Below are 14584 nucleotides of genomic sequence, written 5' to 3' on the forward strand. Positions count from 1 at the left end.
CCCATGCGGCGCGGGCCCTGCCCTCCGCGGAGGGCAGGGCCCGCGCCGCATGGGACAGGGCGACCAACGCAACTACACCTTCGCCTCGCCCTTCGTCAGCAGCCACTCCTCGTGCACCGCGCCGAGCGGGATCTTCTTCTGGAAGATCGGCGTGCCGAAGATGGAGAGCTGGATGTTGAGGGTGCCGGTGAGGTCGATGCCGCCGTACAGGGCCCAGGAGCCGGAGGCGGAGCCCGTGCCGTCGGCGGAGCCCTCGGCGGTCGCGTCGGCCTCGGCGCGGAGGTAGGGGGCCACGTCGGCGGTGACGCCGACCGTGCCGTAGAGGCCGACCGTCGCCTCAGCGCCCATGGCCGCCTTGACGTCGCCGACGGCGGTGACCGTCGTCTTCAGGGGCTCACCGGTCATGTGGGACTCGCTGACGCCCTGCCAGCCCTTGGACCAGGTGAAGTTGCCGCCGACCTTGAAGTCGCCCTTGAGGTCCTGCTCGACGTCGACCGTGACGCGGCCGTCGGCCTCCACCTGGAAGTAGCAGACGAGGTCGAGGTTGACGACGATCGGGACCGGGCCGACCTGGATCACGGGGTCGGCGTGCAGTTCGGCGAAGGGGATACGGATCGGCTTGCCGTCGGTCGAGCCGGCCGCGCGGCCCTTCAGCGACCACTGGGAGGCCCAGTCGCCGGTGAGGCCCAGGAACGCGCCGCCGGGCGAGGAACCCGTGCCGGAGCCGGAGCCGTCGTAGGAGAAGGCGACCTCGGGGGCGAGCTGGACGAAACCCTCGACCGACGCGGCGGCCGAGGCGGGGGCGCCGGGGGCGGTCTCCACGGCGGCGCCCACGTCGATGCGCAGGCTGCCCAGCGGGAGCTTCGCGCCCTCGGGGCCGAAGGCGAGGTCGCCGGTCTTCGCCCAGGAGACCTTCACGCCCTGGACGAGCGGGTCGACCTCCAGGGTGGACGGGTCGACGGGGACCGTACCGTCCGCCTTGCTCTCGCCCAGGACCGAGTCGAGCTTGGCCGGCTCCGTCTCGACCGTCGTACCGCCGTCCGCCGCCGTGTCGACGATCTCCGTCACCTCGGCCAGTACGCCGTCGGGGGCGCCGGGGGCGGGGGCGCTGGCGATGACGTCGCCCACGGCCACGGCGGCCTTGGGCTTCGCGGCGCCGGAGCCGGTGTCGGAGGGCGTGTCGGGGCGGTCCGGACCGGAGGTGGCGGGGGTGCCCGTCCGCGAGGGGGTCGCCGACGGCTCGGCGTCTGCGCCCGACGGCGGTGCCGCGATGACCGCCCGGCCGCTCCTCCTGTCGTACGACGCGACCTTGAGCGCGGACTTCTCGGCCTTGCCCCGGACGACGGCGTCCGCGTCGGCCACGGCGGTGGGGGTGGCGTCGCCGGTGGGGGCGGAGACGACGGCGAGTCGGTCCTCGGGCGCGCCGGGGGCGCCGGGCGCGCGGGTCTCGGCCGTGGTGGCGGCGGCCTTGTCGGTGGTGGCGGGGGAGTCGGTGGAGCAGCCGGTGGCCAGCAGGGTCGCGACGGTGATCGCCGACAGTGCCGTGACCAGGGCATGTCTTCTGAGCTTGTGCACGCGTGAGTCCTCGGGAGCGGTGACAGGGGGGTGCGCTTCAGGAGGGACGGCTGGTCGACCTGGCGCGGGGGCCGTGACGACATGCCGGAGAGCAGGCGCGAGTGGTGAGACGGCACCTGGCGGTGGGAGGTCGGCCGGGCGGCACAGCTGTCCTCATGACAGTGCGCACGCGGTGGTTACCTCCCAGTAGCCAGCCATGAGCATGCCAGGCTTCGCGGGGCTTCATGAACCACTTCCCCCGCGACCCGGGGGTGACGTGGGCCACATTCAGGCAGTCTCAACTGTCATCCACGGAGGGGGAGTTGAGGGATGCGAGGAATCCAGCCACTGCCGCGTGCGGACGTAGCGGCCGGTCCGGGTGCGTGTACGTCATGGCCCGGGTCCTCGACACATGCGGCAGGGGTGCCCGGCGCCACCGCCGGCCTCGGCGGCCTCGGCGGCAGGGCTCCGGGCACCCCTGCTGATGGTGCGCTGTCAGCGGTTGATCTGGCGCCGGCCGGTGCCGCCGCTCACCTGGATCTTGCGCGGCTTGGCCTTCTCGGCGACCGGGATGCGCAGGGTCAGGACGCCGGCGTCGTACGAGGCGTCGACGCGGTCGGCGTCGAGGGTGTCCCCGAGGAACAGCTGGCGACTGAAGACACCCGTCGGGCGCTCGGCGGCGACCATCTCGGCGCTCTCGGGAGCCGGGGAGCGGCGCTCGGCACGGACGTTCAGGACGTTGCGCTCGATGTCCAGGTCGATGGTCTCCGGATCGACGCCCGGGAGGTCGAAGTGGACGACGAAGTCGTCGCCGGACCGGTAGGCGTCCATCGGCATGACGGCGGGCCGGTTGTCGGAACCGAACACCTGCTGCGCGAGTCGGTCGAATTCGCGGAAGGGGTCGGTACGCATGAGCATCACGGGCACTCCTCTCTGCTGACGTTGGGTGCGATGCCCTCTGAATTCCTACGGCTTCTTATATAGCCCGGAGGAGGAAACTTGACAACCCCCGACTCAGGTTCGTCCGTCGTGGGCGCCCCGGAGCTAGCCTCGATCACGCCGGTCAGCCGGTCGGCAGCGGCGATGAGGGCATCGCGTGCGCGTCAGGAACAGCGGGAGGCAGTGATGGCGAAGGTCCCCACGGCGGCGGTGGCCGCGAGCGGGCTCATCGGTGGGTACGGCGTGGCCCGCTGGACGAAGAAGCGGCCGCTCGGCGGGGCGGTGCTGGCCGTCGCCGGGGCCGCGGCGGCTCGGCAGTGGCAGCAGGCGGCCGGGGGCAGGGCGGCGGGGGCGTTGACCGCGGGGTACGTGGCCGCGTTCGCCGGGTCGCATCCGCTGGCGAAGAAGGTGGGTGCCTGGCCGGCGGTGTTCGGGGTGGCCGGGGTGGTGGCGTTGGCCTCTTGGGTGGTGGCCGACCGGAAGGAGTAGGGGGATCTCGTCCGGCCGATGGGTGCGGGTCGTCTGTGGTCGCTCGCGCAGTTCCCCGCGCCCCTGACGAGGCTCTCAAGAGCGCCCTCCGGTCCCCTCCCCCCGAAAAACCCGCCGGTACGCGTGCGGGCTCGTGCCCACCACCCTCTTGAAGCGGTCCCGGAACGCCGTCGGGGAGCCGAAACCCGCCTGGGCCGCGACGCGTTCGACCGTGTGGTCGGTGGACTCCAGGAGGTACTGGGCGCGGCGGACCCGCGCCCGGTGCAGCCACTGCAACGGCGTCGTGCCGGTCTGTTCGCGGAAGCGGCGGTTCAGGGTGCGGGCGCTGGTGCCGGCGTGCAGGGCGATGTCGTCCAGGGTCAGATCCCGCTCCGCGTTCTCCTCCATCCAGCGCAGCAGGGGCTCCATCGTCGCGCCGGCGGGGGCCGCGGGCTGGTCCTGGACGATGAACTGGGCCTGGCCGCCCTCCCGTTCGAGGGGCATGACACACATCCGGGCGGTGAACGCGGCGACCGCCGAGCCGTGGTCCCGGCGGATCATGTGCAGGCACATGTCCATGGCCGCGGCGGCACCCGCCGAGGTGAGGAACTGGCCGTTGTCGACGTAGAGGACGTTCGGGTCGACGGTGATCTCCGGGTGGCGGGCCGCCAGATCGGGGGCCGCGATCCAGTGGGTCGTGGCGCGCAGCCCGTCCAGCAGGCCCGTCGCCGCGAAGAGGAACGCGCCGACGCAGATCGAGGCGATCCGCGTCCCGCTCGCCGCCGCCGCGTGCAGCGCCTCCGCCACCCCCGGCGGCAGCGGCGCGGTCGGGTCGGCCGTCCCCGGGAGGATGATCGTGTCGGCCTCGGCCAGCGCCTCCAGCCCGTAGGGCGCCCGCACGCTGAACGGCCCCGCCTTCACCTCCCCGCCCCCTTCCACCGAGCAGACCCGCACGCGGTACGCCTCCCGGCCGTCCGGCAGCCGGGCCCAGCCGAAGGTGTCGACGGGGGCCGACATGTCGAAGGGGATCACGTCGTCGAGCGCCAGTACGGCCACGATGTGCATGGCGGGAGCGTAGGCCTGCACCGGTTTTCCGCCAAGCGCTGCTCGCCCTGTTGAAACCGGCAGCGCTCCTTCCGACTGCCCGGAAACACGCTGGCGAGAATCCGTTGACCTCTGGCAATCTCGCCACTTCCATGAGATCTTGGCGCGTCCTACCGTCCCACCGTGACCAAGTTCCTGCTCTCCCTCCACGTCCTCGCCGCGATCATCGCCGTCGGGCCCGTCACCGTCGCGGCCAGCATGTTCCCGCCGAGCGCGCGCAAGGCGCTGGCCGAACCCGGTAGCGAGCGGGCGGTGGCGGCCGTACGGCTGCTGCACCGGATCTGCCGGGTGTACGGCGGTGTGGGCATCGCCGTGCCGGTGCTCGGGTTCGCCACGGCGATGAGCATGGGGGCGCTGAACGACACCTGGCTGATCGTGTCGATGCTGCTGACCGCCCTCGCGGCGATGGTCCTGCTGGCGCTGGTGCTGCCCCGGCAGGAGGAGATCCTCGCGGGGATCGGGGGCACCGCCGCCGGCCTCGGGGACACCACCACCGACACCGGCGGCACCACAGTCGACCTCGGAGGCACCACCACCGACACCGGAGCCACCACCGTCGACGCCAAGGGCACCACCGTCGAGGCCCGGACCACGGCCCGACTCGCCATGTTCACCGGGGTGTTCAACCTGCTGTGGGCGACCGTCACGATCCTGATGATCGTGCGGCCCGGTTCGACCACGGGAGCGTGACTCGACCCCGCCTTCCCAACGCCGGCCGGGTGGGGGCATGATCCGGCCATGCATCCACAGCAGTCGCCCTCCCAGGCCTACCTCGCCTCCGTGGCCGCCCGTCTCGCCGCCGACGAATGCCGTACGTGGTGGGAGGAGTGGGCCGGGGTGCCCGTGCTCGTCGGGCGCCGGGCCGACTTCCGGTGGAGCTGGATGGGGACGAAGCTGCATCTGTTCACGGTCGCGGCGGCGGTCCAGGAGATCACCATCCCCACCATCGAGACCTTCACCGACCAGGTGCTGACGTACGCGAAGAAGACCAAGGGCGGTCTGCCGGCCGGGATCCAGAACGGTGTCGGCGCCTTCCCCGTGCTGGTCAGCGACCGCGTGGACCCGGCGGCCGTCCGGTGGGCGGAGGCCCAGCAGCGCAACAAGTGGGCGTGCATGGCCCGGCCCGTGGTGGTCGACAGCACCCAGCAGTACGTGGGCTCGTACCGGGGCACCCCGGTCGTCGGCCTCGCCTACTCCTCGTACTTCGAGGAGAAGGCCCGGCGGTACTTCTACGGCTGACCGGTGGCCGAACGGTCCTGGGACCGGCTGTGGATCAGCCACCTCTCGTCCACCGGCTCCGTCCGGAACCGTCGCGCCACCGAAGCCGCGACCAGTACCCACGCGCCCAGGACCAGCGTGAAGAAGGCCCAGGACAGGGGCCATACGGCCGCGTCCGGGGGCTCGGCGGGGGCGTGGAAGGACACGTACATCAGCGCGGCCGGCGGGACGGCGACCAGGAGCACGGGCCAGGCCAGGGCGTCCCGGTGGCCGAAGTAGGCCGCGAGGAGCAGGAGGACGAGCGCGAGGACGATCACCCCCGTGACGGTCACGGGGGTCGTGTCCGTCGGAGAGCCCTCCAGTTCGGGCCGGTCGCGCAGGTCCCACGGGAGACAGAGGCGGTACGCGGCCGCGGCGAGGGCGGCGCCGAGCAGGCGGGTCAGCCAGCGTTCCGGCCAGGGGCGCGTGCGCAGGGGGCGGAGCAGCTTCTCGGTCATGCGTACGAGGGTTCCGGGGCGAGGGGCGGGCCGACAGAGTACGGGTACTCAGACCGGCCCGCTCCCTCGTACCCAGAAGGCGCCCGGACGGGCCGCGGCCCGCAAGGGGCGCGGCCCGAAGAGGGCGCGGGGAACCGTGCGACCGGCCACGACGGCGCGGCAGCCGACGAACGACCCGATCCGGCCCGCCCCGGCCTACCCCAACCCGACCCGCCCTGCCCCGACCCGCCCCCGCTAGGCGGGGCTCCGCGCCGACAGCGGCTCCGCGATGTCCTCCAGCGAGCGCTGCTCCGCGCGCACCGCGAGGAAGGCCGCCACCAGGCCCGCCGCGCACATCAGGCTCGCGCCGATCCGGAAGGCGAGGACGGTGTCGCCGACGACGCCGGACTCCGTCAGCTCGGCGAAGATCAGCGGGCCGCTGATACCGCCGGCGGCCGTGCCGAGGGCGTAGAAGAAGGCGATGGCCATCGCGCGGGTCTCCATGGGGAAGACCTCCGAGACCGTCAGGTAGGCGCTGCTCGCCCCGGCCGACGCGAAGAAGAGGACCACGCACCAGCAGGCCGTCAGGGTCACCTCGTCGAGCGAGCCCCGGCCGAACAGCCAGGCGGTGCCGAAGAGCAGCAGCCCGGAGAGCAGGTACGTCGACGAGATCATGATCTTGCGGCCGACCGTGTCGAACAGCTTGCCGAGCAGCAGCGGGCCGAGCAGGTTGCCGGCGGCGATGACGGCGAAGTAGTAGCCGGTGTCGGAGGTCGGGACGTCGTAGAACGTGGTGAGGATCGCGCCGAAGCCGAAGGTGATCGCGTTGTAGAGGAACGCCTGGCCGATGAAGAGGGAGAAGCCGAGGATCGCGCGGCGGCGGTACCGGGAGAAGACCGTACGGGCGATCGTGCCGAAGCCGATGCTCTCGCGCTGATGGACGGTCATCTCCTGGTCGGTCGTCGGCAGCGGGCGGCCCTTCTCGGCCTCGATCCTCTCCTCCGCCTCCCCCACGAGGCGTTCGGCCTCCTGTTCACGGCCGTGGATCAGCAGCCATCGTGGGCTCTCGGGGACGTTGCGGCGGACCAGCAGGATCACCAGGCCCAGGACGACGCCGAGGGCGAAGGTCAGCCGCCAGCCGACGTTCGCCGGGAAGAGGTCGGTGTTCAGGGCGACGATCGACAGCAGCGACCCGCCGATCGCGCCGAGCCAGAAGCTGCCGTTGATGACGATGTCGACGCGGCCCCGGTACTTGGACGGGATCAGCTCGTCGATGGCGGAGTTGATGGCCGCGTACTCGCCGCCGATGCCGAAGCCGGTGAGGAAGCGGAAGAGGAAGAACCACCAGGTGGAGAAGGACACGGCCGTCAGCGCGGTCGCCGCCAGATAGACCAGCAGGGTCACCATGAACAGCTTCTTGCGGCCGAACCGGTCGGTCATCCGGCCGAAGAAGAGGGCGCCCGCACAGGCGCCCGCCACATACAGCGCGGCCGCCATACCGGTGACCTGCGCGGACGTGATCGGCAGTCCGCTGCCCTCCTCGGAGAGCCGGCCCGCGATGTTGCCGACGACGGTCACTTCCAGACCGTCGAGGATCCACACGGTGCCGAGACCGATCACGATCGTCCAGTGCCAGCGCGACCAGGGAAGACGGTCCAGGCGCGCCGGAACGGCCGTGGTGATCACACCCGGTGACTTCGGGTCAGTGACGGACATGGGCTGGGGCTCCCTCCACCTGAGCGAACCCGATCCGTGTGCCCCGACGAACAGGGACTACGCCCCGGCCGCCGGCGGAGCACCGGGGCTCCCGCCGCCTCCTACGCCCCCAGCGCCCGCGACACCGTGTAGATCAGCAGGCCCGCCAGGGAGCCCACGACCGTGCCGTTGATCCGGATGAACTGCAGGTCGCGGCCGATGTTGGCCTCGATCTTCCTGGTGGTGTGTTCGGCGTCCCAGCTCGCGACGGTCTCGGTGATCAGAGAGGTGATCTCCGCGCGGTAGGTGGTGACGACATGCACCGCCGCCCCCTCGATCCACTTGTCGAGCTTGTCCTGCGCGCTCGGCTCGGTGGCCATCCGGGTGCCCAGCGACAGCAGGGACGAGCGGACCCGCAGCCGCAGCTCGCTGCGCTCGTCCTCGGCCGCGGACACGATCATCGACCGTACGGCCGTCCAGGCGGAGGCGATGAGGTCCTGGACCTCGCCCCGGCCGAGGACCTCGCCCTTCAGCCGCTCCACCCGCGCCCGGGTCTCCGTGTCGGACTGGAGGTCGGTGGCGAAGTCGGTGAGGAAGCGGTCCAGGGCGCCGCGCGCCGGATGGGTGGGCGAGTCGCGCATCTCGGTGGTGAAACGCAGCAGCTCCTTGTAGACCCGCTCGCCGATGCGCCGGTCGACGAACCGGGGGGTCCAGCCGGGGGCGCCGCCCTCGACCGCGTCCATGACCTGCTCGTCGTGCAGTATCAGCCAGTTCTGGGCGCGGGCGCAGATCAGGTCCACGATCCGCCGATGGCCGCCGTCCGTGACGATCTTTTCCAGCATCTTGCCGATACCGGGCGCGATCTCCTGGGCGTTCGCCCGCCGGGTGATCGCCTCCCCGACCACGGCCTGCACGTCCGAGTCGCGCAGCACGGTCAGCGCGCCCCGCAGCGCGGTCGCCAGCTCGGCCGTCACCCGGTCGGCGTTCTGCGGTTCGGCGAGCCAGGCACCGAGCCGGCTGCCGATGCCGACGGCCCGCAGCCGCTGTCGTACGACGTACTGGGAGAGGAAGTTCTCGCCGACGAACTCACCGAGCGAGACGCCCAGTTGGTCCTTCTTGGTGGGGATGATCGCGGTGTGCGGGATGGGCAGTCCGAGCGGATGCCGGAACAGCGCGGTCACGGCGAACCAGTCGGCGAGCGCGCCCACCATGCCCGCCTCGGCGGCCGCCGCGACATAGTCGGCCCAGGCGCCCGCGCCCTCGTGCGAGGCCCACTTGGCCAGCACGTACACCACGGCCACGAAGAGCAGCAGCCCGGCGGCGATGAGCTTCATCTGCCGCACGCCCCGCTGTTTCTCCTCGTCGGCGGCGCTGAACGTGGTCATGGTGCGGTGCGAGGCGGGCGACCGGGCACCGGCCGCCGCCTCCGCCGCCCGCCGGGCCCCTTCGGCCGGTTCCGCGGGTTCTGCCTGTTCCGCTTCCGTACGGTTCATTCGCTCCACCCGTTCCTGTCCCCCGTACACATTGTCCGTTCTTCGACGCCTTCCCCGGCGCTGCGACGCTTGGTGACGTACTCCATAGGCCTACCGAGACCTACTCCTGGAACGGAACAGGAGTTCCCCGCGTCTGTCCGGGCGGGGGAACCGATGGGGGTTCTCGCAAGCAACCCCCATCCCATGCCGCATCATGGGGTGATCACATCGGAGCCACCGGGCTCCACAGCCCGAGGAGTAACCCACCGCATGACCAAGCGTCACGGTTATGCACTTCTGGCGGCCGTCGCCGCCCTGGTCGTGGCGATCTCGGCCGCGATATACACCGGTGTCGGCACCGACCACGGCACCCCCCGGCAGGAGACCTTCGCCCGCGCGCCCCACAACAGCGCCGCCCCCGCCTCCACCGGCGTCTGGGTCGGCGCCTGGGCCGCGTCGCCGAGCGGCTCCGAGCCGGGCACCGAGCAGGACGGCCTCGCCGGCCGCTCGGTGCGCAACGTGGTGCACACGACCGCCGCCGGCACGAGTGCCCGCGTCACCCTGTCCAACCTCTACGGCCAGCAGCCGCTGACCATCACCCACGCCTCGCTCGCCGTGGCCGCCTCGACGGACACCCCGGCCGCGGCGGCCGACACCATGCGCCGGCTCACCTTCGGCGGCAACCCGACGGTCGTCGTCCCGCCGGGTCAGCAGGTGGTGAGCGACGCCGTACGGGTGGCGATCCCGCACGACGGCGACGTACTGATCACCACCTACTCCCCCACGCCCTCCGGCCCCGCGACCTACCACGCGCACGCCCGGCAGATCTCGTACACCGCCGAGGGCGACCGGGCCGAGGACGTCACCGGGGAGCCGTACACCACCCAGTCCCTGCACTGGCGTTACGTCACCGCCCTGGACGTCCTGAGCAACGAGTCCGACGGCACGGTCGTGGTCCTCGGCGACTCGCTCACCGACGGCGTCACCTCCACGGTCGGCGAGAACCGGCGCTGGACCGACGTCCTCTCCGGCCGCCTGCGCGCCGCCCCCGGCTCCTCGGACGTGCCCCGCTACAGCGTCGTCAACGAGGGCATCAGCGGCAACCGCGTCCTCACCGACGGCTACGGCCGCCCCGCCGAGAACCCCAGTGGCCTCGCCCGCTTCCAGCGCGACGTCCTCGGCCGCACCGGCGTCAAGGCCGTCGTCATCGACCTCGGCGTCAACGACATCCTCAAGAACCCCGGCCGCGCCGACCCCGACGCCATCACCGCGGGCCTGCGCCGGCTCGTCGACCTGGCCCACGCCCGCGGCCTGCGGGTGGTCGGCGCCACCCTCATGCCCTTCCACGGCCACCGCGGCTGGTCCGACCAGCGCGAATCCGTCCGCCAGGCCATCAACGCCCGGATCCGCTCCGGCCAGGTCTACGACACCTACGTCGACTTCGACAAGGCCCTGCGCGACCCCTACGCCCCCCGCCGCCTGCGTCCCGACTACGACTCGGGCGACCACCTCCACCCGAGCGACCAGGGCTACGAGCGGATGGCGGACGTCTTCGACCTGGAGAAACTGAAGGGCGCGGCACCGGCGGAGCTGTAGCCGGGGCCTGGGCCGGAGTCGTAGCCCGGTCCGGGTCCCCGGGAACCGCGCGACCGGCCGCGGCGCGACCGCGGCCGGACCCGGCCTACCGCTCCCGTCTGCGCCGCCGTTCCCGCTCCTCCTCGCGCCGCGAGCGCACCGCGTCCCGGATCTGGTCCATGGCCTCGCGGTGCGCCTCGTGCCTCTCGTGCGTGTGGTCACGATGGGAGGCGTGCAGTTCGCGGCGGGCCTGCCGGCGCTCCAGCCGCTCCTGGCGCCGCGCCTCCTTCAACCGCTGGCGCTCCGCCTTCGGCACCTTCCGCTCCACACCGACCCCGCCCCAGAACGCGAAGCCGGTGATGATCACGCGGGGCGCGCCGGGCTCACCCGGCACGCCCTCCTGGCCGTGGTCGAAGCCGCCCATGATCCCGACGCCCCGGACGACGACCTCGACCCCCGGCGGCACGACCACATTGATCCCGCCCATGATGGCCACGCAGTTGATCGTGACCTCACGGCTCGCGAAGTACGCGTCCCGCAGGTCCAGTTCGCCGCCGCCCCAGAACGCGAAGCAGTCGAACCGCTCGGGCACGGTCCACCGCCCCTTGCGCTCGAACCCGGACAGGACTGCCACGCCCCAGGTGGACGTCCCGTCACCGCCGACGATCCGCTCGGGCCAACTCACGTCCACGGCAGGCCCCTTGACCAGTGACACGGACGGCTGCGGCACGAGTTCCGGCGGTGCCACGGCCCCCGCACCGGGCAGGTCACGGGTGATCGGCGCCAACTCCCCGTAGGTCCGCGCCTTGTACGTGGCGTCCAGCCGCTCCTCGAACTCCTCCATGTCGAGCCGCCCCTCCGCGAGGGCGTCCCGCAACTGCTCGGAGACTCGTTCACGATCGGCGTCGGAGGCACGAAGATCCGCGGCGGCCGGAACATCCGGCAGGTCGTCCGTCATACGGATCAGCGTACGAGGAACCCCCGCGCCGGGCTATGACACGGCCTGTTCCGACTCCCCCACCCGCTCGGCCTGTTGCGCGTACATCCGGGCGATCACGGCCTCGATGTCCGGCTCCCGCACCGACAGGTCCACCAGCGGATACTCCGACGCGATCCGCGCCACCAGCGGGGCCGCCGACTCCGACGCCGGGAAGGCGAGCCACTGCCGGGGCCCGTCCACCCGGACGACCCGGGCGGGCGCGGCCTCGATCGGCGGCAGTTCGCGCTCCAGGTCGACCACGAGGGTCCGCTCGCTCTCGCCCACCTCGTGCAGCCCGGTCAGCGGCCCGTCGTACATCAGACGCCCGTGGTCGATGACCATCACCCGGCGGCACAGCTGCTCGATGTCCTGGAGGTCGTGCGTGGTCAGCAGCACGGTCGTGCCCTGCTCGGTGTTGAGCTCCCTGAGGAACTCCCGGACCTTGGCCTTGCTGATGACGTCGAGCCCGATCGTCGGCTCGTCCAGGTACAGCACCTCGGGGTCGTGCAGCAGGGCCGCCGCGATGTCCCCGCGCATCCGCTGGCCGAGCGAGAGCTGCCGTACGGGTACGTCCAGCAGGTCGCCCAGTTCGAGGAGTTCGACGCAGCGGTCGAGGTTCTCGCGGTAACGGGCGTCGGGGATGCGGTACATACGGTGCACCAGCCGGTAGGAGTCGATGAGCGGCAGGTCCCACCACAGGGTCGTACGCTGCCCGAACACCACCCCGATACGCCGGGCCAGCCGTGTCCGCTCGCGGGACGGGTCGATGCCGGCGACCCGCAGCCGGCCCCCGCTCGGCGTCAGGATGCCGGTCAGCATCTTGATCGTCGTCGACTTCCCGGCGCCGTTCGGCCCGATGTAGCCGACCATCTCGCCCCGCGCCACCGTGAAGGAGATCGAGTCGACCGCCCGCACCTCACGCCGCTCCCGCCGCAGGAACCCCGTCTTCTTGCGGACGTCGAAGACCTTCTCCACCTGGTCGAGTTCGATGAACCCGCTGTCCGTCACGCCTGTCCCGTCTGACTTCCTGCCTGGCTCCACGCTTGGCTCCCTAACTCCCCGTACTCCGATACGAACGCAGCCCCGCCCGCCACGCGACCCCCGCCAGCGCACAGCAGGCCACACCGACCAGCGGCGGCGCGAAGGCCAGCCAGGCCGGCAGGTCGAGGGGGTAGGGGCGGCCCAGGACATACAGCCCCGGCACCCAGTTGACGAAGGCGAGCGGCAGGACGAAGGTCACCCCGCGCAGCAGGTCCTTGGCGAAGAGGGCCGGGGGGTACTGCAGCAGGGTCGAGCCGCCGTACGTGAAGGCGTTCTGCACCTCGGAGGCGTCCTGGGCGACGAACTGGAAGGCCGCGCCCCCGACGAACACCGCCGCGAAGATCAGTCCGCCGCTGCCCACCATCAGCGGGATCATCAGCACCTTGGCCGGTGTCCAGGTGATGTCGAGCGTGGTCAGGGCGTATCCGAGGACGAACAGGCCCTGCGTGATCCGGCCGAGGCGGCGCAGCGCGAACTTGTCGGCGGCGACCTGGGCGAGCACCGGCACCGGGCGGACGAGGAGGGTGTCCAGCGTGCCGTCCCGGACCCGGCGGCCGAGCCGGTCCATCGAGCCGATCATCAGATCCGCGAGGCCGAAGGCGGCGGCGGAGGTGCCGTAGAGCAGGGCGATCTCGGACAGGGAGAACCCGCCCAGCTCGTCGACCTGGGAGAACATCAGCAGGATCGCGACGAAGTCGAAGGAGGTCGCCGCGAAGTTCCCGAAGGTCGTCATCGCGAAGGACGCCCGGTAGGCCATCGTGGAGCGGATCCACATGGCGGCGATCATGCGGTAGGCGCGCAGCCCGTCGCGGACTTGGCTGTACGTGCCGTACTCGGCGAACGGGTTCTCCCGCTCGGCGCCCGTGGCGGGGCGCTCGTCGACGTCAGCCACCCTGGACCACCACCTTCCGCGTCGCCGCCGACTGGATCATCCGCCCGGCCGCCAGCAATACCACCGCCCAGGCGAGCTGGAAGGCGTACGTCCGCCAGGGGTCGGCCTCGCCGAGCAGGACGTCCGCCGGGGCCTGAAGCAGCGCGGACCAGGGCAGGACGCGGGCGAGGTCGCCGAGTACACCGGGGAAGACGTTCAGCGGGAGGAGCATCCCGGAGAAGAAGACCCCGGTGAGCCAGGTGACCTGCATCGCTCCGGCGCCGTCGAGGAGCCAGAACCCCCACAGCGCGACGATGTACCGGATCGCGAAGCTGACGAGGGCGCCCAGGGCGACCGCGACGAGACAGGCGAGCCAGGGCAGCGGGCCGTCGGGCAGGGCCAGGTCGAAGAAGAGGGCGCCGCACGCCATGGGGGCGACACCGCGTCCGAGCAGCTGGAACAGGGCCCGGCCGAGGTCGGCGGCGAGCCACCACAGCTGGAGGTCGACGGGCCGGTACAGGTCGACCGCGATGTCCCCGGTACGGATCCGCTCGATCAGCTCCTCCTCGAAGCCGACGCTGCCCAGTACCATCACCGCGAACATGGCCTGGCCGACCCAGACATAGGTGAGGGCCTGCGCCTGGTCGTAGCCGCCTAGGTGGGGCTTCTCGTGCCAGAGCGCCAGGTAGGTGTATGCGAGGATGAAGCCGAAGACGGTGTTGGTGAACACCCCCGCGGCGGTGGCCACCCGATATGTCGCGTACCGCCTGAAACCACCGGCGGCGACGGCGGCGTACAACCGCCCTGTGCCCACGAGGAAACTCCCATCCGCTGCGAAGTGTTAGGCGAAAGGCCGAGGCCTGGACCGATTCGGGCCGAAGCGAAGAAGCCTAGTCCGCGGCCGGAGGGGCCTGCCACACGTTTTCGGGGGCGGACGGTGGTGCTCGTTGTGGTGTGCGGGGCACGTGCCGGGATCCGGGAACGGATCGAACGGAACGGGAGTCTTACTCCGGGGTGCAGAACCGACCCGGAGTGGGCGCAAAGCGTACGAGTCCGTACGGAAATGAACGTACGACGCGAAAACAGGAGCACGGCAGCACGATGAGCGACGAGCCGCAGCCGAAGCGGAACGGCCCGGGCTGGACACCGAGAGACCCGGAGCGACGCACTCCGGGCACGACTCCGGGGTCCG

At 71.6% G+C, this 14584-nt stretch carries 14 protein-coding genes; 4 read left to right on the forward strand and 10 right to left on the reverse strand.

Going from position 1 to position 14584, the window contains the following annotated elements; translation table 11 throughout:
• Nucleotides 1–72 precede the first annotated feature (72 nt).
• Together H4687_RS18505 and H4687_RS18510 are read right to left on the reverse strand one after the other, a co-directional pair.
• Nucleotides 73–1575, reverse strand: coding sequence for a hypothetical protein (locus H4687_RS18505; RefSeq protein ID WP_097250081.1), 1503 nt, complete (start codon nucleotides 1573–1575; stop codon nucleotides 73–75).
• A 474-nt stretch (nucleotides 1576–2049) separates the two neighbouring features.
• Complete coding sequence (locus H4687_RS18510) at nucleotides 2050–2472, reverse strand: Hsp20/alpha crystallin family protein (RefSeq protein WP_050399243.1); 423 nt, start codon at nucleotides 2470–2472, stop codon at nucleotides 2050–2052.
• A gap of 207 nt (nucleotides 2473–2679) precedes the next feature.
• Between H4687_RS18510 and H4687_RS18515 the strand changes: the two genes are divergently transcribed.
• Nucleotides 2680–2982, forward strand: coding sequence for a hypothetical protein (locus H4687_RS18515; RefSeq protein ID WP_050399277.1), 303 nt, complete (start codon nucleotides 2680–2682; stop codon nucleotides 2980–2982).
• A gap of 75 nt (nucleotides 2983–3057) precedes the next feature.
• Here H4687_RS18515 and H4687_RS18520 read toward each other — a convergent pair whose 3' ends face one another.
• Entirely contained in the window at nucleotides 3058–4026 is a 969-nt protein-coding gene (locus H4687_RS18520; RefSeq protein WP_050399278.1) for a GlxA family transcriptional regulator, read from the reverse strand.
• A 162-nt stretch (nucleotides 4027–4188) separates the two neighbouring features.
• On the opposite strand from H4687_RS18520, the gene H4687_RS18525 reads away from it, so the two are divergent.
• Both H4687_RS18525 and H4687_RS18530 read left to right on the forward strand, forming a co-directional pair.
• The gene (locus H4687_RS18525) at nucleotides 4189–4755 is read left to right on the forward strand and encodes a hypothetical protein (protein WP_050399244.1); all 567 of its coding nucleotides are present in this window, start codon (nucleotides 4189–4191) and stop codon (nucleotides 4753–4755) included.
• A gap of 48 nt (nucleotides 4756–4803) precedes the next feature.
• Nucleotides 4804–5304 carry a hypothetical protein gene (locus H4687_RS18530; RefSeq protein WP_046920312.1) on the forward strand — a complete coding sequence of 167 codons (501 nt, stop codon included), beginning with the start codon at nucleotides 4804–4806 and terminating at the stop codon, nucleotides 5302–5304.
• Here the strand turns inward: H4687_RS18530 and H4687_RS18535 are convergent.
• The 3 genes from H4687_RS18535 to H4687_RS18545 form a co-directional block, all read right to left on the reverse strand.
• Nucleotides 5295–5780: a hypothetical protein gene (locus H4687_RS18535; RefSeq protein ID WP_050399245.1), complete on the reverse strand. Its 486-nt coding sequence runs from the start codon at nucleotides 5778–5780 to the stop codon at nucleotides 5295–5297. The genes H4687_RS18530 and H4687_RS18535 overlap by 10 nt on opposite strands.
• Before the next feature lie 234 nt (nucleotides 5781–6014).
• On the reverse strand, nucleotides 6015–7475 hold the full coding sequence (locus H4687_RS18540) for an MFS transporter (RefSeq protein WP_046917503.1): 1461 nt from the start codon (nucleotides 7473–7475) through the stop codon (nucleotides 6015–6017).
• 101 nt (nucleotides 7476–7576) lie between these two features.
• Nucleotides 7577–8947: a DUF445 domain-containing protein gene (locus tag H4687_RS18545; RefSeq protein ID WP_225966734.1), complete on the reverse strand. Its 1371-nt coding sequence runs from the start codon at nucleotides 8945–8947 to the stop codon at nucleotides 7577–7579.
• Nucleotides 8948–9196: 249 nt separating this feature from the next.
• Here H4687_RS18545 and H4687_RS18550 point away from each other — a divergent pair, with 249 nt between their 5' ends.
• Nucleotides 9197–10522, forward strand: a complete 1326-nt coding sequence (locus tag H4687_RS18550; protein ID WP_046917502.1) for an SGNH/GDSL hydrolase family protein — start codon at nucleotides 9197–9199, stop codon at nucleotides 10520–10522.
• Nucleotides 10523–10607: 85 nt separating this feature from the next.
• Here the strand turns inward: H4687_RS18550 and H4687_RS18555 are convergent, their stop codons facing one another.
• Genes H4687_RS18555 through H4687_RS18570 form a run of 4 tightly spaced genes read right to left on the reverse strand, consistent with a single transcriptional unit; the run spans nucleotide 10608 to nucleotide 14206 of the window.
• Complete coding sequence (locus H4687_RS18555) at nucleotides 10608–11459, reverse strand: DUF1707 SHOCT-like domain-containing protein (RefSeq protein ID WP_046917501.1); 852 nt, start codon at nucleotides 11457–11459, stop codon at nucleotides 10608–10610.
• A gap of 33 nt (nucleotides 11460–11492) precedes the next feature.
• On the reverse strand, nucleotides 11493–12488 hold the full coding sequence (locus H4687_RS18560) for an ABC transporter ATP-binding protein (RefSeq protein WP_046917500.1): 996 nt from the start codon (nucleotides 12486–12488) through the stop codon (nucleotides 11493–11495).
• A gap of 43 nt (nucleotides 12489–12531) precedes the next feature.
• Entirely contained in the window at nucleotides 12532–13413 is an 882-nt protein-coding gene (locus H4687_RS18565) for an ABC transporter permease (RefSeq protein WP_046917499.1), read from the reverse strand.
• Complete coding sequence (locus tag H4687_RS18570) at nucleotides 13406–14206, reverse strand: ABC transporter permease (RefSeq protein ID WP_046917498.1); 801 nt, start codon at nucleotides 14204–14206, stop codon at nucleotides 13406–13408. The genes H4687_RS18565 and H4687_RS18570 overlap by 8 nt, the downstream gene beginning before the upstream one ends.
• Between the last annotated feature and the right edge of the window lie 378 nt (nucleotides 14207–14584).

The sequence above is a fragment of the Streptomyces stelliscabiei genome (genome assembly GCF_014873495.1).
GTDB lineage: Bacteria > Actinomycetota > Actinomycetes > Streptomycetales > Streptomycetaceae > Streptomyces > Streptomyces bottropensis.